General features: G+C 56.5%; 18 protein-coding genes. 12 read left to right on the forward strand and 6 right to left on the reverse strand.

Features of this window, described 5'->3' with window-relative positions; genetic code table 11:
• Nucleotides 1-124: 124 nt before the first annotated feature.
• From FEM41_RS09035 to deoD, 5 genes are all read left to right on the forward strand, one after another.
• On the forward strand, nucleotides 125-1,402 hold the full coding sequence (locus FEM41_RS09035) for a NupC/NupG family nucleoside CNT transporter (RefSeq protein ID WP_138095659.1): 1,278 nt from the start codon (nucleotides 125-127) through the stop codon (nucleotides 1,400-1,402).
• A 293-nt stretch (nucleotides 1,403-1,695) separates the two neighbouring features.
• Nucleotides 1,696-2,475 (forward strand): deoxyribose-phosphate aldolase, encoded by a 780-nt coding sequence (deoC, locus tag FEM41_RS09040; RefSeq protein WP_138095660.1) that lies wholly within the window; start codon nucleotides 1,696-1,698, stop codon nucleotides 2,473-2,475.
• Nucleotides 2,476-2,535: 60 nt separating this feature from the next.
• Nucleotides 2,536-3,852: a thymidine phosphorylase gene (deoA, locus tag FEM41_RS09045; RefSeq protein WP_138095661.1), complete on the forward strand. Its 1,317-nt coding sequence runs from the start codon at nucleotides 2,536-2,538 to the stop codon at nucleotides 3,850-3,852.
• A 192-nt stretch (nucleotides 3,853-4,044) separates the two neighbouring features.
• On the forward strand, nucleotides 4,045-5,268 hold the full coding sequence (gene deoB, locus FEM41_RS09050) for a phosphopentomutase (RefSeq protein WP_138095662.1): 1,224 nt from the start codon (nucleotides 4,045-4,047) through the stop codon (nucleotides 5,266-5,268).
• Between the two features lie 33 nt (nucleotides 5,269-5,301).
• On the forward strand, nucleotides 5,302-6,024 hold the full coding sequence (deoD, locus tag FEM41_RS09055; RefSeq protein WP_138095663.1) for a purine-nucleoside phosphorylase: 723 nt from the start codon (nucleotides 5,302-5,304) through the stop codon (nucleotides 6,022-6,024).
• A 157-nt stretch (nucleotides 6,025-6,181) separates the two neighbouring features.
• On the opposite strand, the gene FEM41_RS09060 is transcribed toward deoD, so the two are convergent.
• Both FEM41_RS09060 and FEM41_RS09065 read right to left on the reverse strand, forming a co-directional pair.
• A complete protein-coding gene (locus FEM41_RS09060; RefSeq protein WP_138095664.1) occupies nucleotides 6,182-7,198 on the reverse strand; it encodes a lipoate--protein ligase in 1,017 nt (338 codons plus the stop codon).
• 73 nt (nucleotides 7,199-7,271) lie between these two features.
• On the reverse strand, nucleotides 7,272-7,928 hold the full coding sequence (locus tag FEM41_RS09065) for a YtjB family periplasmic protein (RefSeq protein ID WP_138095665.1): 657 nt from the start codon (nucleotides 7,926-7,928) through the stop codon (nucleotides 7,272-7,274).
• A 112-nt stretch (nucleotides 7,929-8,040) separates the two neighbouring features.
• Here FEM41_RS09065 and serB point away from each other — a divergent pair, with 112 nt between their 5' ends.
• The 3 genes from serB to nadR are packed head-to-tail and all read left to right on the forward strand — an operon-like array spanning nucleotide 8,041 to nucleotide 11,706.
• Nucleotides 8,041-9,015 (forward strand): phosphoserine phosphatase, encoded by a 975-nt coding sequence (serB, locus tag FEM41_RS09070; protein ID WP_138095666.1) that lies wholly within the window; start codon nucleotides 8,041-8,043, stop codon nucleotides 9,013-9,015.
• Nucleotides 9,016-9,071: 56 nt separating this feature from the next.
• The gene (gene radA, locus FEM41_RS09075) at nucleotides 9,072-10,454 is read left to right on the forward strand and encodes a DNA repair protein RadA (RefSeq protein ID WP_138095667.1); all 1,383 of its coding nucleotides are present in this window, start codon (nucleotides 9,072-9,074) and stop codon (nucleotides 10,452-10,454) included.
• 16 nt (nucleotides 10,455-10,470) lie between these two features.
• Nucleotides 10,471-11,706, forward strand: coding sequence for a multifunctional transcriptional regulator/nicotinamide-nucleotide adenylyltransferase/ribosylnicotinamide kinase NadR (gene nadR / locus FEM41_RS09080; protein WP_138095668.1), 1,236 nt, complete (start codon nucleotides 10,471-10,473; stop codon nucleotides 11,704-11,706).
• Nucleotides 11,707-11,740: 34 nt separating this feature from the next.
• Here nadR and ettA read toward each other — a convergent pair whose 3' ends face one another.
• The gene (ettA, locus tag FEM41_RS09085) at nucleotides 11,741-13,411 is read right to left on the reverse strand and encodes an energy-dependent translational throttle protein EttA (protein WP_138095669.1); all 1,671 of its coding nucleotides are present in this window, start codon (nucleotides 13,409-13,411) and stop codon (nucleotides 11,741-11,743) included.
• A 120-nt stretch (nucleotides 13,412-13,531) separates the two neighbouring features.
• On the opposite strand from ettA, the gene FEM41_RS09090 reads away from it, so the two are divergent.
• The gene (locus FEM41_RS09090; RefSeq protein ID WP_138095670.1) at nucleotides 13,532-13,864 is read left to right on the forward strand and encodes a hypothetical protein; all 333 of its coding nucleotides are present in this window, start codon (nucleotides 13,532-13,534) and stop codon (nucleotides 13,862-13,864) included.
• An 83-nt stretch (nucleotides 13,865-13,947) separates the two neighbouring features.
• A complete protein-coding gene (locus FEM41_RS09095) occupies nucleotides 13,948-14,274 on the forward strand; it encodes a hypothetical protein (protein WP_138095671.1) in 327 nt (108 codons plus the stop codon).
• On the opposite strand, the gene FEM41_RS09100 is transcribed toward FEM41_RS09095, so the two are convergent.
• A complete protein-coding gene (locus FEM41_RS09100) occupies nucleotides 14,262-14,948 on the reverse strand; it encodes a DUF4225 domain-containing protein (protein ID WP_338324516.1) in 687 nt (228 codons plus the stop codon). The two genes, FEM41_RS09095 and FEM41_RS09100, sit on opposite strands and share 13 nt — an antisense overlap.
• A gap of 213 nt (nucleotides 14,949-15,161) precedes the next feature.
• Nucleotides 15,162-15,788, reverse strand: coding sequence for an isochorismate family cysteine hydrolase YcaC (gene ycaC, locus FEM41_RS09105; protein WP_138095672.1), 627 nt, complete (start codon nucleotides 15,786-15,788; stop codon nucleotides 15,162-15,164).
• A 242-nt stretch (nucleotides 15,789-16,030) separates the two neighbouring features.
• Between ycaC and sltY the strand changes: the two genes are divergently transcribed.
• Both sltY and trpR read left to right on the forward strand, forming a co-directional pair.
• Nucleotides 16,031-17,968, forward strand: a complete 1,938-nt coding sequence (sltY, locus tag FEM41_RS09110) for a murein transglycosylase (RefSeq protein ID WP_138095673.1) — start codon at nucleotides 16,031-16,033, stop codon at nucleotides 17,966-17,968.
• Nucleotides 17,969-18,023: 55 nt separating this feature from the next.
• Nucleotides 18,024-18,359: a trp operon repressor gene (gene trpR / locus FEM41_RS09115; protein WP_138095674.1), complete on the forward strand. Its 336-nt coding sequence runs from the start codon at nucleotides 18,024-18,026 to the stop codon at nucleotides 18,357-18,359.
• Here trpR and yjjX read toward each other — a convergent pair.
• Nucleotides 18,350-18,865 (reverse strand): inosine/xanthosine triphosphatase, encoded by a 516-nt coding sequence (gene yjjX, locus FEM41_RS09120; RefSeq protein ID WP_138095675.1) that lies wholly within the window; start codon nucleotides 18,863-18,865, stop codon nucleotides 18,350-18,352. The genes trpR and yjjX overlap by 10 nt on opposite strands.
• Between the last annotated feature and the right edge of the window lie 35 nt (nucleotides 18,866-18,900).

Below are 18,900 nucleotides of genomic sequence, written 5' to 3' on the forward strand. Positions count from 1 at the left end.
ATCTTGCTATGTAAATTGCTGCACTATTCCGTGATGTGTGTAGATCTTTAATTATTCCCCACCGTTATAATTCGCCCCGTCTGTCATGGCTTCTCTTTTTTAATTTTTTGGGCAGGGAATCTGTATGCAAATCCTTATGGGAATAATCGGCATGGTGGCGCTGCTGCTGATCGCCGTTCTGTTGTCCAGCAATCGCCGGGCGATCAATCTGCGCACTGTCCTGGGGGCCTGGCTTATTCAGGTGGGGATTGGGGCGCTGATTCTTTATGTCCCTGCCGGGCGCCGGGTGCTGCTGGCGATGTCGGAAGGGGTTTCTAAAGTTATCTCCTACGGTAACGACGGCATCAGTTTTGTGTTTGGCGGGCTGGTGTCCGACAAAATGTTTGAACTGTTCGGCGGCGGCGGTTTTGTGTTTGCGCTGCGCGTTCTGCCGATCATCGTCTTTTTCTCGTCGCTGATTGCCGTGCTTTATTACCTGGGCATTATGCAACTGGTGATTCGGATCCTCGGTGGCGGTCTGCGTATGGTGCTTAAGACGTCGCGTACCGAGTCGCTTTCTGCCACGGCTAATATCTTTGTGGGGCAGACCGAAGCGCCGCTGGTGGTGCGCCCCTACATCGCCACCATGACGCGCTCTGAGCTGTTCGCCGTGATGTGTGGCGGTCTGGCTTCCGTGGCCGGGTCGGTACTGGCGGGTTATGCCCAGATGGGGGTACCGCTGGAATATCTGATCGCCGCCTCTTTTATGGCGGCGCCGGGTGGGCTGCTGTTTGCCAAGCTGATGATCCCGGAAACCGAAAAGCCGCATGATGCGCCGGATCCTGAGACGCTGAAAAACGATCCCGATCGTCCGACCAATGTGCTGGATGCGGCGGCGGCCGGGGCGGCATCGGGTATGCAGCTGGCGCTGAACGTCGGCGCTATGCTGCTGGCTTTCGTTGCCCTGATTGCGCTGCTTAACGGTATGCTGTCAGGGATTGGAGGCTGGTTTAACCATCCGGAGCTGTCGCTACAGCTGATTCTGGGCTGGGTATTCGCGCCGCTGGCCTGGCTTATCGGCGTGCCCTGGAGCGAAGCCACCGTGGCGGGCTCCTTTATCGGACAGAAGCTGATTATCAACGAATTCGTGGCCTATCTGAATTTTGGTGAATATCTGAAGGATGACGCCACGGTAGCGGCGGCAGGGCTACAGGTACTTTCCGATCACACCAAGGCGATTATCTCTTTCGCGCTCTGTGGTTTTGCTAATCTTTCTTCTATCGCTATTTTGATCGGCGGTCTGGGCAGCATGGCTCCGACCCGGCGTCATGAAGTGGCTCAACTGGGGCTTAAAGCGGTGGCGGCGGGAACGCTGTCGAACCTGATGAGCGCCACCATTGCCGGGATCTTCCTGGCGCTGTAATCCACTCAGAATGTTATAATTATAACATTCTTACCGCAGGCGGCCGGGCGATAAACCCGGCCGCCTGTGCGTTTTCCGGCGCGTGATGGGGATTGTTTTGTAGAGTTAATCACATATACTTCCCAATATGCTGCAATATCATCTTTGGCTTTTGTGAAATAAAACACAAAACAGCAGGTAGCGGAATGTTAGCATTTTAACATTGCCGGCGGTGAGCTCACTTCAGAACCCGACCGCGCCTGTGGTGTTGCGTTTCCGGCCCGGGATGCCGTCAATTTTTACTGGAGAAAACCATGACCGATTTAACCGCCAGCAGCCTGCGCGCGCTGAAGCTGATGGATCTGACTACCCTTAACGACGATGACACCGATGAAAAGGTCATCGCCCTGTGCCGCCAGGCGAAAACGCCGGTGGGCAACACTGCGGCTATCTGCATTTATCCGCGTTTTATCCCCATTGCCCGGAAAACCCTGAAGGCTCAGGGAACGCCGGATGTTCGCATCGCGACTGTGACCAACTTCCCCCACGGCAATGATGACGTTGAGATTGCGCTGGCAGAGACTTGCGCCGCAATCGCCTATGGCGCCGATGAGGTGGACGTCGTTTTCCCGTATCGTGCCCTGATGGCCGGCGATGAGCAGACCGGATTCGATATGGTGAAACGCTGTAAAGCAGCCTGTGCTGAGGCTGGAGTGCTGCTGAAAGTGATTATTGAAACCGGTGAGCTGAAAGAAGAGAGCCTGATTCGCAAGGCCTCTGAAATTGCGATTCGCGCCGGTGCCGACTTTATTAAGACCTCTACCGGTAAAGTGCCGGTCAATGCCACGCCGGAAAGCGCGCGCATTATGATGGAGGTGATTCGCGATATGGGGGTGGCGAAGAGCGTGGGCTTTAAGCCGGCCGGCGGCGTACGTAGCGCTGAAGATGCCGCTTTCTATCTGGGCATTGCTGATGAACTGTTTGGTGCCGACTGGGCCGATAGCCGCCACTTCCGCTTCGGCGCCTCCAGCCTGCTCGCCAGCCTGCTTAACGCGCTGGGCCATGGCGACGGTAAGAGTGTGAGCGGCTACTAATCCGCAAATCAGGCGGTTTCCCGACCGCCGATCATTGTCTTAACGCTGCAAGGAGTGACCGTGTTCCTCGCTCAAGAAATTATTCGTAAGAAACGTGACGGCCAGCCGCTTAGCGACGAAGAGATCCGCTTCTTCGTTAATGGTATCCGTGACAACACCATTACCGAAGGGCAGATTGCAGCTCTGGCGATGACTGTCTTCTTCCAGGATATGGAGATGACCGAACGGGTCTCTCTGACGCTGGCGATGCGCGATTCCGGCGCGGTGCTTGACTGGCAGGGGCTAAACGGCCCGGTGGTGGATAAACACTCCACCGGCGGCGTGGGGGATGTGACCTCGCTGATGCTGGGGCCGATGGTGGCCGCCTGTGGCGGCTACGTTCCGATGATCTCCGGGCGGGGCCTGGGGCATACCGGCGGTACTCTGGATAAGCTGGAGGCGATTCCGGGTTTTGATATCTTCCCTGATGACGAGCGATTCCGGGAGATTATTCATTCAGTGGGAGTGGCGATTATCGGCCAGACCCGCTCGCTGGCCCCGGCGGACAAGCGTTTTTACGCCACCCGGGATATTACCGCCACCGTGGATTCCATTCCGCTGATTACCGCCTCGATTCTGGCTAAAAAGCTGGCGGAAGGGCTGGATGCGTTGGTGATGGATGTGAAGGTGGGCAGCGGCGCTTTTATGGAGACGTTTGAGCGTTCGCAACTGCTGGCTGAAGCTATTGTCGGCGTCGCCAACGGCGCAGGCGTGCGGACCACCGCTTTGCTGACCGATATGAACCAGGTGCTGGCCTCCAGCGCCGGTAATGCCCTGGAAGTGCGGGAAGCGGTACGCTTCCTGACCGGCGAGTATCGCAACCCGCGCCTGCTGGAGGTGACGATGGCGCTGTGCGCCGAGATGCTAATCTCCGGCCAGCTGGCGCAGGATGAGCAGGAGGCCCGCTCGAAGCTGCAGGCTGTGCTGGATAATGGCCAGGCGGCGGAGCGCTTCGCACAGATGGTGGCGGCGCAAAAGGGCCCCACTGACTTTATTACCCACTACGACCGCTACCTGCCGTCGGCCACTCTCAGCAAGGCGGTTTACGCCGAACGTGAAGGCGTGGTTAGCGCCATGGATACCCGGGCGCTGGGGATGGTGGTGGTCGGTATGGGCGGCGGACGGCGTCGGGCTCAGGATCCCATCGATTACAGCGTGGGGCTGGACCAGATGGTTACCCTGGGCGAGCGGGTGGACAACCAGCGCCCGCTGGCCGTGATACATGCCGCCAGCGAGGACGACTGGCAGGCGGCCGCCGACAGCGTGAAAGCCGCTATTAGCATCACGGAACAGGCATATCAGCCGACGCCGGTGATTTATCGCAGGATTGGTCGCTAAGGTGGGGTATACTGATCCGATCGCTTTTTTGTCGTAAGCCAGTACCCGTCATACTTCAGGCTACAGATGCGTTGGCTGCGTTCTCTCGCCCCGGTCACATAGTCTTCTATGCTCCCGGGAGCTCGTTCACTTGCCGCCTTCCTGTAGCTGGAATTATTTAGGGTAATGCGCGCGTTAACGCAGGAGATAACTATGAAACGTGCATTTATTATGGTGCTGGATTCATTTGGCATTGGCGCCACTGAGGATGCCGACAGCTTTGGTGACGCAGGTTCGGATACGCTGGGCCACATCGCGCAGGCCTGCGCTGAAGGTAAGGCCGACAACGGCCGTCAGGGGCCGCTGCATCTCCCGAATCTGACCCGTCTGGGGCTGGCGAAGGCCGGCGAAGGCGTTACCGGGAAAATCCCGGCCGGTATGGATGGCGATGCCGAGATTATCGGCGGTTACGCCTGGGCTCATGAGCTCTCTTCCGGTAAAGATACGCCGTCCGGTCACTGGGAGATCGCCGGTGTGCCGGTGCTCTTCGACTGGGGCTACTTTAAAGACGAAGAGAACAGCTTCCCCCAGGCACTGCTGGACAGGCTGGTCGAACGCGCGAATCTGCCGGGTTACCTTGGTAACTGCCACTCCTCCGGCACCGTGATTCTGGATAAACTGGGCGAAGAGCACATGAAGACCGGCAAGCCTATCTTCTACACCTCTGCCGATTCGGTCTTCCAGATTGCCTGCCATGAAGAGACCTTTGGTCTCGACAGACTCTATGAACTGTGCGAAATCGCCCGCGAAGAGTTGACTGAAGGGGGCTATAACATTGGCCGCGTCATTGCGCGCCCCTTCACTGGCGATAAGGTCGGTCACTTCGAGCGTACCGGTAATCGCCACGACCTGGCGGTAGAGCCGCCGTCGCCCACGGTGCTGAAAAAGCTGGTGGATGAAAAGCAGGGCCAGGTAGTGTCTGTCGGGAAAATCGCCGATATCTATGCCAACGTGGGGATCACTAAAAAGGTGAAGGCTACCGGTCTGGATGCGCTGTTCGACGCTACGCTGACAGAGATGAAACAGGCCGGGGACAACACCATTGTCTTTACCAACTTCGTTGATTTCGACTCTTCCTGGGGCCACCGCCGCGATGTGGCAGGCTATGCCGCAGGTCTTGAACTGTTCGACCGCCGCCTGCCGGAGCTGATGGCGCTGGTGGAAGAGGGCGATATCCTGATTCTGACTGCCGACCACGGCTGCGATCCCACCTGGAAGGGCACCGACCATACCCGCGAACATATTCCGGTACTGGTCTACGGCCCCCAGGTTAAACCCGGCTCTTATGGCCATCGCGACACCTTTGCTGACATCGGGCAAACCCTTGCCGGGTACTTTGGCGTGTCGAAGATGGAATACGGTAAGGCTCTGTTTTAATTCATTTTGAATCGTTGATAAGGATAATTTTCTATGGCCACGCCACACATTAATGCGGAAATGGGCGACTTCGCTGACGTTGTTTTAATGCCAGGCGATCCGCTGCGTGCGAAGCATATTGCCGAAACCTTTCTGGACGATATCCGTGAAGTGAATAACGTTCGCGGGATGCTGGGTTACACCGGTACTTATAAAGGCCGTCCGATTTCGGTGATGGGGCACGGAATGGGCATTCCTTCCTGCTCTATCTACACCAAAGAGCTTATCACCGACTTCGGGGTGAAGAAGATCATCCGCGTCGGCTCCTGCGGCGCGGTACGCCCGGATGTGAAGCTGCGCGATGTGGTGATTGGCATGGGCGCCTGTACCGACTCTAAGGTGAACCGCCTGCGCTTTAAGGATCACGACTTCGCCGCCATCGCCGATTTCGACATGGTGCGTGACGCCGTTGATGCTGCAAAAGCGCTGGGCATCGATACCCGGGTTGGCAACATCTTCTCTGCCGATCTGTTCTATACCCCGGATCCGCAAATGTTCGACGTGATGGAAAAATACGGCATCCTGGGCATTGAGATGGAAGCCGCCGGGATCTACGGGGTGGCCGCGGAATTTGGCGCGAAAGCGCTGACTATTTGCACCGTCTCCGACCATCTTCGTACTCACGAGCAGGTTTCTTCCGCCGATCGTCAGACGACCTTTAACGATATGATTAAGATAGCGCTGGAATCGGTACTGCTGGGCGATAAAGACGCCTGATCCCTGCGCTTTACCTGATATACGCAGCGCCCTGAGCGGTTCAGGGCGCTGTTTGCGATTTTGAAGACCTCTCGCAGCTTTCATTTCTCTCGCTGTGCCTCCACGCTCCCCGTAGCCTGTTGCAAATTCTTTGACAACAGACGGGCGTCGGCGTCTTTCAGCTTACCGCCTGGGCTATCCACGCACCCAGTTCGCGTAGCTGGGAGGCCTGGTCCGGAAACTCTTCTACCAGCGCGTCGCACTGGACTTTCAGCACTTCACTGCGGTAGGCACTGCCTTCCAGCCGTTTCGCAAGCCACTCCAGCGGCGTGGGCTCCAGGCTATCGGTAAACATCTGGCAGCGGGTGATGTGCCCCTTTTCGACATCGAAGTGCAGCTCCACGCCGCCCCAGACAAAGCGTTCGTCCAGCAGATGGCTGAAGGCCGGGGCCTGGCCGAAGTTCCACTCCCAACTGCTCTGGCGGGCAAAGGTTTCTGCGAATCCCGGCAGATCGGGGGCGGCATCCGGGGAAATATACTCCGGCGCGACGCGCTCGCCATAGTGGTCGAAAAAGGCTGCTTCGACGGCGTCGCACACTTGCTGATGACTAATCTGCTCCACGAAATCGCTCAGGTTGGCGACCCGCCCGCGCACCGAGGTAATCCCTTTAGCCTGAAGCTTTTTCCGATCCGGATTCAGGTAGTTCGCCAGCCGGCTGAGATCGGCATTCAACAGTAGCGTGCCATGGTGGAAACCGCGATCCCGGGTTTCACGGTAGGCGGAGCCAGAGATTTTGCGTGGCCCCTCAGCGGTTTCCATCACCAGATCATTACGTCCGGATGCACTGGCGCTAACGCCCAGGCGGCGTAAGGCGTCGATAACAATGGCCGTAGAGACGCTTTTATCATATTCCGGTTTGGCAGCCATAAAGGTAAAACAGGTATTGCCCAGATCGTGAAATACCGCGCCGCCGCCGCTGCTGCGTCGGGCCAGCTTCACGTTGTCCTGTTCCATTCGCCGGGTGTTGCACTCTTTCCAGGGGTTCTGGGCACGGCCAATAACCACGGTATCGGCGTTGCGCCACAGGAACAGCACGCGCTGGGTGGCGGGCATCTGGCGGAAGATGCACTCTTCCACTGCCAGGTTAAACCAGGGATCGTGAGAGTGGGAAATCAGTAATCGCAGAGCAGACATAGCGGGATCCTTTCCTGAAGCAGAGCCTGATTTTATCATGATGCGCCAGGCGGGGCGTGGCGCTCAGAGCGCTTCAGGGCTTTTTCTGGTCCTGAGGCGTTTCGTTATCGTCATCGGGCAGATCCTGACTGGCGGTCAACAGAAAAGGGGACTGCTGCCAGCGCGTACGCTTACCTTCCAGCAGCGTACGGGTTAACACGATGCCGATAGCCAGCGCCAGCAGCAACATCAGGCGCAGGATATTGGAGGTGTTATCTACCTGCTGCGACTCGGTCGCCAGGGTGTGGGTATCCAGCGTCAGCCGCAGATTACCTAATAGGTTCCCTTTCTTCTCAATGGGTTGTACGATTTGACGATTGAAATAGCTGCCCGCTTTTTTACCATCGATGGCCAGCCTGTCGCGTAGCGCCACGCTTTCGCCAGCCCGCGCCACCCGGGCGCCGCTTTCATCGTAGACAGCGGCGTCGAGTATTCGGCTATCGTGGGTTAGCTGATTCAGAATTTGCAGGATGCCTTTTTCGTCCGGCGATTCGCCCCCCATCAGGGGGACCAGGCTGTAACTGACCTGGCGCGCCAGGGTACGGGCCATCTCTTCCATTTGCAGATTACGCGCGTGCTGATGGCTTTGGCTGAACCATGAGGCTCCCTGCATCAGCGCCACCAGAAGCGCCAGACAGATCAGTACAATAACCGCACGATGCAGGCGGAATTTAAGTTTTGCGCTGGTCATATCTCTCCCGTTGAAAATTTGCTGGCAGCATGTTGCCAGAAGCGCCCGCTACAGGGTAGCCTCATGCGTTGTTTTGTTCCGGCCATTAACTGAATACAGGAGCTGTACGCTAATGCCAAATAGTCTGACCTGGTGTGATTTGCCAAATGATGTCTCTCTTTGGCCCGGGTTGCCCCTCTCCCTGAGCGGTGACGAGGTTATGCCGCTCGACTATCGTGCGGGGCGTAGCGGCTGGCTTCTGTATGGTCGGAATCTGGATAAAGAGCGGCTGACTCAATACCAGCGTAAGCTGGGGGCGGCCATGGTTATCGTCAGCGCCTGGTGTGTAGAAGAGTATCAGGTTATCCGGCTGGCGGGATCGTTGACGACTCGCGCCACCCGCCTGGCGCACGATGCGGGGCTGGATGTGGCGCCGCTGGGCAAGATCCCTCATCTGCGTACGCCGGGGCTTCTGGTCATGGATATGGATTCGACGGCGATTCAGATCGAGTGCATTGACGAGATCGCGAAGCTGGCCGGAACCGGTGATGAAGTGGCCGAGGTCACTGAACGGGCGATGCGCGGCGAGCTGGATTTTACCGCCAGCCTGCGCCAGCGGGTGGCGACCCTGAAGGGGGCCGATGTTCGTATCCTCGGCCAGGTGCTGGAGCAGCTGCCGCTGATGCCGGGACTGGTGTCTCTGGTGTTGAAACTGGAGGCGCTGGGCTGGAAGGTGGCAATCGCCTCCGGCGGTTTTACCTTCTTTGCCGATCACCTGCGCGAACGCCTGCATCTGTGCGAAGCGGTGGCTAATCAACTGGAGATCGTCGACGGCAAACTGACCGGTGAGGTGATCGGTACGGTGGTGGATGCGAAGTTTAAAGCCAGTACCCTGACTCGCCTTGCGAAGCAGTACAATATCGCCCCGGAGCAGACGGTGGCGATTGGCGATGGTGCCAACGATCTGCCCATGCTGAAGCGGGCGGCGCTCGGAGTGGCTTATCATGCCAAACCCAAAGTGAATGAGAAGGCGGGGGTGACCATTCGTCACGCCAGCCTGATGGGCGTCTTTTGCATCCTGTCAGGCAGCCTGAAGCAGGAAGAGTAAGCATTTCTCCTCGCCGCAGAGCGGGGTTAAAACGGTAACAGAGCGAGGTAACAGCGGTGGCGAAAGCGGCAAAACGCGCGTTTGTCTGTAATGAGTGTGGTGCGGACTTTCCGCGCTGGCAGGGGCAGTGCAGCGCCTGCCATGCCTGGAATACCATTACCGAGGTGCGCATCGCCGCCTCGCCCCAGGCGGCGCGTAACGAGCGACTGAGCGGCTATGCGGGCAGTGCGGGCGTTAGCAAGGTGCAGAAACTTTCGGAGATTAGCCTGGAGTCGTTGCCGCGTTTTTCCACCGGCTTTAAAGAGTTTGATCGGGTGCTGGGCGGCGGCGTGGTGCCGGGCAGTGCGATTCTGATCGGCGGAAGTCCTGGGGCCGGTAAGTCGACGCTGTTGTTGCAGACCATGTGCCAGCTTGCCGATCAGATGAAGACCCTGTATGTCACCGGCGAGGAGTCGCTACAGCAGGTGGCGATGCGCGCCCACCGTCTGGGGTTGCCGACCGATAACCTGAATATGCTGTCGGAAACCAGCATCGAGCAGATCTGCGAAATTGCCTCGCAGGAGGAGCCGAAGCTGATGGTGATCGACTCCATTCAGGTGATGCATATGGCGGATATTCAGTCTTCTCCCGGCAGCGTGGCTCAGGTGCGGGAAACTGCGGCTTATCTGACGCGCTTCGCCAAGACCCGCGGCGTTGCCATTATTATGGTCGGCCACGTGACTAAAGACGGCTCACTGGCCGGGCCGAAGGTTCTGGAGCACTGTATCGACTGCTCGGTGTTACTGGATGGTGACGCCGATTCCCGCTTCCGTACCCTGCGCAGTCACAAGAACCGCTTTGGCGCGGTGAACGAGCTGGGCGTCTTTGCGATGACTGAACAGGGGATGCGGGAAGTGAGCAACCCCTCTGCTATCTTCCTGAGCCGCGGCGACGAGGTCACGTCGGGCAGTTCGGTGATGGTGGTCTGGGAAGGAACCCGGCCGCTGCTGGTGGAGATCCAGGCGCTGGTGGATCAGTCGATGATGTCGAATCCCCGGCGTGTGGCGGTGGGGCTGGAGCAGAACCGCCTGGCGATTCTGCTGGCGGTGCTGCATCGTCACGGCGGCCTGCAGATGGCGGATCAGGACGTGTTCGTCAACGTGGTGGGCGGGGTCAAAGTGATGGAAACCAGCGCCGACCTGGCGCTGCTGTTGTCCATGGTTTCCAGCCTGCGGGATCGCCCATTACCGAAAGATCTGGTGGTATTCGGCGAGGTGGGACTGGCCGGTGAGATTCGCCCGGTGCCGAGCGGCCAGGAGCGTATCTTCGAAGCGGCCCGCCACGGTTTTCGCCGCGCCATTGTGCCTCAGGCCAACGTGCCGAAGAAGCCGCCGGAAGGGATGCAGGTGTTCGGCGTGAAGAAGCTGTCGGACGCGCTGACCGTCTTTGACGACCTGTAATTCTGGAGCCCATATTATGTCGTCATTCGACTACCTGAAGACCGCGATCCGCCAGAAGGGCTGCACCCTGCAGCAGGTGGCGGAAGCCAGCGGCATGACCAAGGGCTACCTCAGCCAGTTGCTGAATGCCAAAATCAAGAGCCCCAGCGCCCGTAAGCTGGAGGCGCTGCATCGCTTTCTGGGGCTGGAATATCCCCTTAAGCCTAAGCGTGTAGGGGTGGTGTTCGGTAAGTTTTACCCGTTGCACACCGGCCATATTTATCTGATTCAGCGGGCCTGTAGCCAGGTGGATGAGCTGCATATCATTATGGGCTATGACGAACCCCGCGACTGGGCGCTGTTCGAAGCCAGCGCCATGTCTCAGCAGCCTACCATCAGCGACCGGCTGCGCTGGTTGCTCCAGACCTTTAAATATCAAAAGAACATCCACATTCATCCTTTTAATGAAGAGGGGATGGAGCCCTATCCCCACGGCTGGGATGTCTGGAGCCACGGCATTAAACAGTTTATGGCCGAAAAAGGGATTCAGCCGGACCGGATCTATACCTCGGAAGAGACTGACGCGCCGCAGTATCTGGAGCATCTGGGAATTGAGACCGTGCTGGTGGACCCTGAACGTACCTTTATGAATATCAGCGGCGCCCGGATCCGTGAAAATCCGTTCCGCTACTGGGAGTATATCCCTACTGAGGTGAAGCCCTTCTTTGTGCGCACCGTGGCGATACTGGGCGGAGAGTCGAGCGGTAAGTCGACGCTGGTGAATAAGCTTTCCAATATTTTCAATACCACCAGCGCCTGGGAGTACGGGCGGGAGTATGTGTTCTCTCATCTGGGGGGCGATGAGATGGCGCTACAGTATTCCGACTACGATAAGATCGCCCTTGGCCACGCCCAGTACATCGACTTTGCGGTGAAGTACGCCAATAAGGTGGCCTTTATCGATACCGATTTTGTCTCAACCCAGGCCTTCTGCGTGCGCTATGAAGGGCGTAAACATCCTTTCGTGCAGGCGCTGATTGATGAATATCGCTTCGATCTGGTGATTCTGCTGGAAAATAACACCCCCTGGGTCGCCGATGGCTTACGCAGTCTGGGCAGTCCGGCAGATCGGGCGGCGTTTCAGGCGCTGCTGGTGTCGATGCTGAAAGAGAACGATATTGAGTATGTGCTGGTGGCGGAGTCGGACTACGACGCGCGCTTCCTGCGCTGCGTGGAGCTGGTGAAGCAGCTGATGGGGGAAGCGGTAGAATAAATATCCTCCGGCATAGCCGGAGGATATTTATTTATTAGCGGGCGGTGATCCGCTTGTACTTGATGCGCTTCGGCTCCAGCGCTTCGGCGCCAAGGGTACGCTTCTTGTACTCTTCGTATTCGGTGAAGTTACCTTCGAAGAACTCCACTTTCCCTTCGTCCTGATAGTCCAGAATGTGGGTGGCGATACGGTCAAGGAACCAGCGGTCATGCGAGATGACCATGGCGCAGCCGGGGAATTCCAGCAGGGCGTTTTCCAGGGCGCGCAGGGTTTCTACATCCAGATCGTTGGTTGGTTCGTCGAGCAGCAGCATGTTGCCGCCAACCTGCAGCAGCTTGGCCAGATGCAGACGTCCGCGCTCACCGCCGGAAAGTTCGCCGACACGCTTGCCCTGATCGGTCCCTTTAAAGTTAAAGCGGCCGACATAGGCGCGGCTCGGCAGCTCGAAGTTGCCGATCTTCATGATGTCCAGACCGCCAGAGACCTCTTCCCAGACCGTTTTCTTGTCATCCATCGCGTCGCGGAACTGCTCTACGGCTGCGATCTTCACGGTATCGCCCAGGACGATATCGCCGGAATCAGGCTGTTCGGCTCCGGTGATCATCCGGAACAGGGTGGACTTACCGGCGCCGTTCGGGCCGATGATCCCCACGATCGCGCCTTTGGGGATCGAGAACGACAGGTCGTCGATCAGAACGCGATCGCCGTAGGACTTGGTGAGATTGGCCACTTCCAGCACTTTGTCGCCCAGACGCGCTCCGGGTGGAATAAAGAGTTCGCTGGTTTCGTTACGCTTCTGGTATTCGGCGCTGTTAAGCTCCTCGAAGCGTGCCAGACGGGCCTTGCCTTTGGACTGGCGGCCTTTGGTGCCCTGACGTACCCACTCCAGCTCTTTCTCAATGGATTTGCGACGGGCGGCTTCCTGAGAGGCTTCCTGAGCCAGACGCTGATCTTTCTGCTCCAGCCAGGAGGAGTAGTTGCCTTCCCACGGAATCCCTTCGCCACGGTCCAGCTCCAGGATCCAGCCAGCGACGTTGTCGAGGAAGTAACGGTCGTGGGTAATCGCGACCACGGTGCCTTCGAAGTCGTGCAGGAAGCGTTCCAGCCAGGCGACGGATTCGGCATCCAGGTGGTTGGTCGGTTCATCCAGCAGCAGCATGTCCGGTTTTTCAAGCAGCAGGCGGCACAGCGCCACGCGGCGGCGTTCACCACCGGAAAGGTTAGCGATTTTGGCATCCCATTCCGGCAAGCGCAGCGCATCGGCGGCGCGTTCCAGTTGGATATTCAGGTTATGACCGTCGTGGGCCTGGATAATCGCTTCCAGCTCGCCCTGTTCCTTCGCCAGCTTGTCGAAGTCGGCGTCCGGATCGGCATAGGCGGCGTAAACCTCATCCAGGCGGGTCAGGGCGTTTTTCACGTCGGCGACCGCTTCTTCAACGGCCTCGCGCACCGTCTGCTCTGGATTAAGCTGCGGCTCCTGAGGCAGGTAGCCAATCTTAAGACCGGGCTGCGGGCGGGCTTCGCCTTCAATATCGGTATCGATACCCGCCATAATGCGCAGCAGGGTGGATTTACCGGCGCCGTTCAGGCCCAGCACGCCGATCTTGGCCCCAGGGAAAAAGCTCAGGGAGATGTTCTTCAGAATATGGCGTTTCGGCGGCACCACTTTGCCGACACGATGCATGGTATAAACGAATTGAGCCACGTTGCGACTTCGCCTCTTTTATCGTAGTAAATGGTTAGTCTTAGTGGCGAAGTGTAGCCTTTTTCACGCCTTAATCCCAGATGTGGGGTGAATGGGGAAGGCATTCTGAATGCGTTTATCATGCGATGGGAAATTAAGATGAATAGTGCAGGGATGGAGCGTCAGTTAAACCGCGGTGGATTCACCGTGAAGGAGATTAGGGCGTTACGCCAGTATCTGGGCGAAAGTGGCGTAACCTACCCGGTGCTTCTGGGGCAGCTTCGCGTACGTTTCATTGTGTCAGTGGGTATGTTGGCGCTGGTGGCTGTCGGTTTCGTCTGGACGTTGATGTATGAAGATTTTAAGGCTGCCATCGCTGCAACGATCTCTCTGGCCATTATATTTCCTGTTTTTTATGCCTTTACACCGTTAAAACTCGGTTTTAAAGCCCGGCGTTTTATGCGTTGCTGGTAAGGCGGCGGAAGCATATTGTGGTTATAAATTTGTTATAAATGAGTTATTATGCGATAAAGGCCAGATAAAATGTTGGGGACAAAATGAATAGCGCTGAAATGGAGAAAGTTCTTTATAATCATGGATTTTCACCTAAAGATATCGCTGCGCTACGTCAACATGTCAACAAAAGGCACATATCCTATCTGGTTTTATTGGAAGAGCTACAAAAACGTTTTATAGGCTGCTGTGTTCTTATCCTCATCCTGGTTGGATTCTGGATTAAGGTATGGATTACTGGCAGCCAGGAAGATATTGAGGCTTACTCTTTTGCGGCTTTTTTAGGGATTGTTATTCTCTATTTCCTGGCACCAATGAAGCTTGCTGTTAAGGCGTTTTTATTCCTGAAGAGAAACCGTCATTTATTGTAGCTGTCGTATATTGATTTGATTGCCATACCATCACTGTAGACTTCAAAAGCAAGTTCCGTTTTGCTCATCAGAGTGATTCCCCGAACATAATCTGCGTTCATGTGGTGGAATAGACGCCAGGATTCAGGCTTCAGTATGAATCGTGTCATGCCGTAGGCGGATAGAACAAGATCGATGGAACTATAGGCTAACTCTCCTGTCTTTCGCTCAAACCCAAGAAGTTCTGCTGTGGAAATGTAGGTACCTTTAAGAAAACCTGTTGAGTCATTTCTCCCAAATCTGAGGTTTTTATAGCTTTCTTCTATTCCATTTATCCCGTGCAGGAACAACATAGCACCAAATCCAGCGCCAACTATATTACCTGTCGCGATGGAGCCAAACATCACCCCAACGCCTGCAATAGTTTGTAATGAACTTAGAACTATACCGACGCCGTTGATGATATATCCCCAGTTTTCATCTTTCCTGACAAACTGAACTGCCGCCTGAAGTTTGGCTTCACCTGTACGTAGAAGCCGATCCTGAAAGGAAAGGTGCTCTCTTTCTTGTTTTAGGTTCTGTATACATGTCTGGCATTCAGTGTCTGTGGTGGCCGCGCGGATCGTGCTGAGTTGAGCATCAATAAAAGAGCGAATCTCTTTTTGAAACTGGATTCTGACCAGGCTGTCTTTCAGGTGAAAGACAGAAACTGACTGGGCAAGATTGTGTAACTGCCGGGCCTCGAGGTTTGCGCCATGGTGAAGAAGTAATCAGAAAAACGGTTCTTATTCAGCCAGATATCCATGTAAGCCTTTTTTAAAACAAGTTGATAACGTATTATAAACAAAAACTGGTTAATCAGACCAGAAGCTAAGCCTGCGGGTAAGTTAATACCCGCAGGCAAACTATCAACCCTTCTGAGTCAGCCGGTCATAGCTGGTCATCAGGTTGCGGTAGTCGGGAATATGGTTAGAGAACAGGGCGGCCAGACCTTCGATATCGTTGCGCCAGTCGCGGTGCAGTTCGCAGGCCACGCCGAACCAGGTCATCAGCTGTACGCCTGCCTGCTCCATGCGCCGCCAGGCGGCGTCACGGGTGATGGGATCAAAGGTACCGGAAGCATCGGCCACCACAAAGACCTCGAATCCTTCTTCAATGGCTGAAAGGGCAGGGAAGGCGACGCAAACCTCGGTCACGACGCCCGCGATAATCAGCTGTTTCTTGCCGGTGGCTTTTACCGCATTAACAAAGTCTTCATTATCCCAGGCGTTAATATTCCCCGGGCGGGCAATATAGGGGGCATCAGGAAACTGCTCCTTGAGTTCAGGTATCAGCGGACCATTTGGACCGGTTTCGAAGCTGGTGGTCAGAATGGTGGGCAGATGGAAGTATTTGGCCAGGTCGCTAAGCGCCAGCACGTTATTCTTGAATTTATCCGGTTCAATATCACGAACCAGAGAGAGCAACCCGGTCTGATGATCGACCAGTAGCACGGCTGCGTCTTGTTTATCCAGGCGAACATAAGGCTTACTCATTGTTTTCTCCTGCAATCCTTATCATTAAGGGGTGCCGTTAAACGGCACGGTTGTACTCTATAAATTGAAGCAGAAGCGGCTAAAAATGCCGCTTTTTCATTAGGGGAATTATGCTGAATCTAAGTAAAAAAACGTCCGTAACGTGGCGCAACCTTGTTCGCCTGGTTAGCATGAACACAGGTGAAAAATTTTAAGGCGGCATGAAGCTGCGGTTAATAACGTTGATTACGTGAGGAATTCTTGTGGGAAAAGCTAAACAGGCAGTCTGGTCACTGCTGGCTGCGGGGATGTGTCTGGTGACCCTGAGCCAGGCGGCGCGGGCGGGTTCGTTGGATGAGCAGCGCAGTCGTTATTCGCAGATTAAGCAGGCGTGGGACAACCGGCAGATGGATGTGGTCGCGCAACTGATGCCCGGCCTGCGCGATTACCCGCTCTACCCCTACCTGGAATACCGCCAGATTACCGACTCCCTGAAAACCGAACCGGCGGTCACCGTTAAGCAGTTTGTTCAGAAATATCCAACGCTGCCAGTGGCGAGGAGCCTGACATCGCGCTACGTCAATGAACTGGCGCGTCGCGAAGACTGGCGCGGCCTGCTGGCGTTCAGCCCTGAGGAGCCGCGCGGTATTGAAGCCCGGTGCAATTACTACTACGCGAAGTGGAATACCGGACAGGCTCAGCAGGCCTGGCAGGGGGCGAAAACGCTGTGGCTGACCGGAAAGAGTCGACCCAATGCCTGCGACAAACTGTTTTCCGCATGGCGTTCATCAGGTCAGCAGAGCCCGGAAGCTTACCTGGAGCGGATTCGCCTGGCGATGAAGGCAGGGGATACCGGATTGGTGACTTATCTTGCTCGCGAGATGCCCTCCGACTATCAAACTATCTCCAGCGCGATTATCGACCTGGCGAATAACCCGAATAATGTACTGACCTTTGCCCGTAGTGTTTCGCCAACCAACTTTACCCGTCAGATGGCGGCGGCGGCTTTTGATCGCGTGGCGCGTCAGGATGCGGAAAATGCCCGTTTAATGATTCCTTCGCTGGCGCAGGCCCAGAAGCTGGATGCTGCTCAGCAGCAGGAGCTGAAAGAGAGTGTAGCCTGGCGCATGATGGGCAATGACGTGACCGACGAGCAGAGCCGCTGGCGCGATAGCGTGATCATGAGTTCCGATTCCACCTCATTGCTGGAGCGCCGGGTGCGTATGGCGTTAGGCACCGGCGATCGCCGCGGTCTGAATACCTGGCTGGCGCGCCTGCCTATGGATGCCAAAGCGAAAGATGAATGGCGCTACTGGCAGGCCGATCTGCTGCTGGATCGCGGGCGTGATGAGGAAGCCAAAGAGATTCTGCATTCTCTGATGAAAGAACGCGGATTCTATCCGATGGTGGCGGCTCAGCGTCTGGGCGAAGACTACAAGCTGCGTATCGATAAAGCACCGTCAGTGAACAGCGCCCTGGTTCAGGGGGCCGAGATGGCCCGGGTTCGCGAACTGATGTACTGGGGGCTGGATAACACCGCACGCGGCGAGTGGGCCAATCTGGTGAGCAGTCGTACGGCATCGGAGCAGGCGGGTCTTGCGCACTATGCGCTGGAGCGCGGCTGGTGGGATCTGAGCGTGCAGGCCACCATTGCCGGTAAGCTGTGGAACCATCTGGAAGAACGCTTCCCATTGGCCTGGCAGTCTACTTTTGAGCGCTATACCCGCGGTAAAGGTATCACTAATAGTTATGCGATGGCGATTGCCCGCCAGGAGAGCGCCTGGAATCCGAAGGTGCGTTCGCCGGTGGGGGCCACGGGTCTGATGCAGCTGATGCCAGCCACTGCCAGCCATACGGTGAAGATGAACGGGATACCTGGCTATAGCGGCAGTAACCAACTGCTCGATCCAGAAACCAATATCCAGATTGGGACCAGCTATCTCGAATACGTCTATCAGCAGTTCGGCAATAACCGCATCTTCTCTTCGGCGGCCTATAACGCCGGTCCGGGGCGGGTGAAAACCTGGCGCGGCAACAGCGGCGGCCGCATTAATGCAGTGGCCTTCGTTGAGAGTATTCCGTTCTCGGAAACCCGCGGCTATGTGAAGAACGTGCTGGCCTACGACGCTTATTATCGTCACTTTATGGGGGATAGCGCAGCGCAGTTGATGACCGATGCCGAGTGGCAGGGCCGTTACTGATTTGCGATATTATGTGGTATGCTGCTGTACTAGTGAATGAGTATGGCGGCATATCATGACCCAGCAATCTCCCTTTTCCCCGGATCCGAACCTTCAGCGTGACCAGGAGTGGCTACGCTTTGTCGAACTGCTGAAGCACTCCTTTGATGACGGCCTGCATCTGCCGTTACTGACGTTGCTGCTGACCCCGGATGAGCGCGATGCGTTGGGTACCCGGGTGCGGATTATCGAAGAGCTGCTGCGTGGTGAAATGAGCCAGCGCGAGCTGAAAAATGAGCTCGGCGCCGGCATTGCCACTATTACCCGCGGCTCGAACAGTCTGAAGTCCGCCCCACCTGACCTGCTCGCCTGGCTGGAGCGGGCACTTCCCGAGACCTTGCCTCAGCGGTAGATCGCGTTATGAAAGGGGCTCAGAGCCAGCACCACGGCCTGGTGGTAAACGCTGGCGCGCGTTAGCTGGCCGGCGGTAAAGATGCCGATGGCCCCCTCTTTGCGTCCCACCTCGCTAATTCCGCTCCAGTCTGACATGACTGGCCCCAGCGCCTCCCCGGCGCGTATCCGTGTCATGATGGCTTCGGGCAACGGTAGCGTTGCTGAACGCGCTTCGCCACGCCGATCCGGACTTTCGATCACCACCCAGCTAAAGGTGCTGTCGTCGTCAATTCCTGCCTCAATGGCGACCCAGTAGTCTGCTTTGGGTTGAAGACGACGGGCGTTATCCACCCGCTGACGTGCGCCACGTCTTGTTTCCTCACTTCCGAGGGGCTGTTCTGGTACGCCGCTCTCGACGTCAACGGCGTCGATGTGGCAGGATCCGTTACCGAAAATCTGTTCAAAAGCGCCCAGAATCGCCTGAATTTTGGCGGGGTTCCGGGTCGCGCAGATGACATGAAACATATTCTGTGGAACCCTGTTTAAAAATTGTGAAAGCA

Origin of the sequence: Jejubacter calystegiae (assembly GCF_005671395.1) — a bacterium.
Taxonomy (GTDB): domain Bacteria; phylum Pseudomonadota; class Gammaproteobacteria; order Enterobacterales; family Enterobacteriaceae; genus Jejubacter; species Jejubacter calystegiae.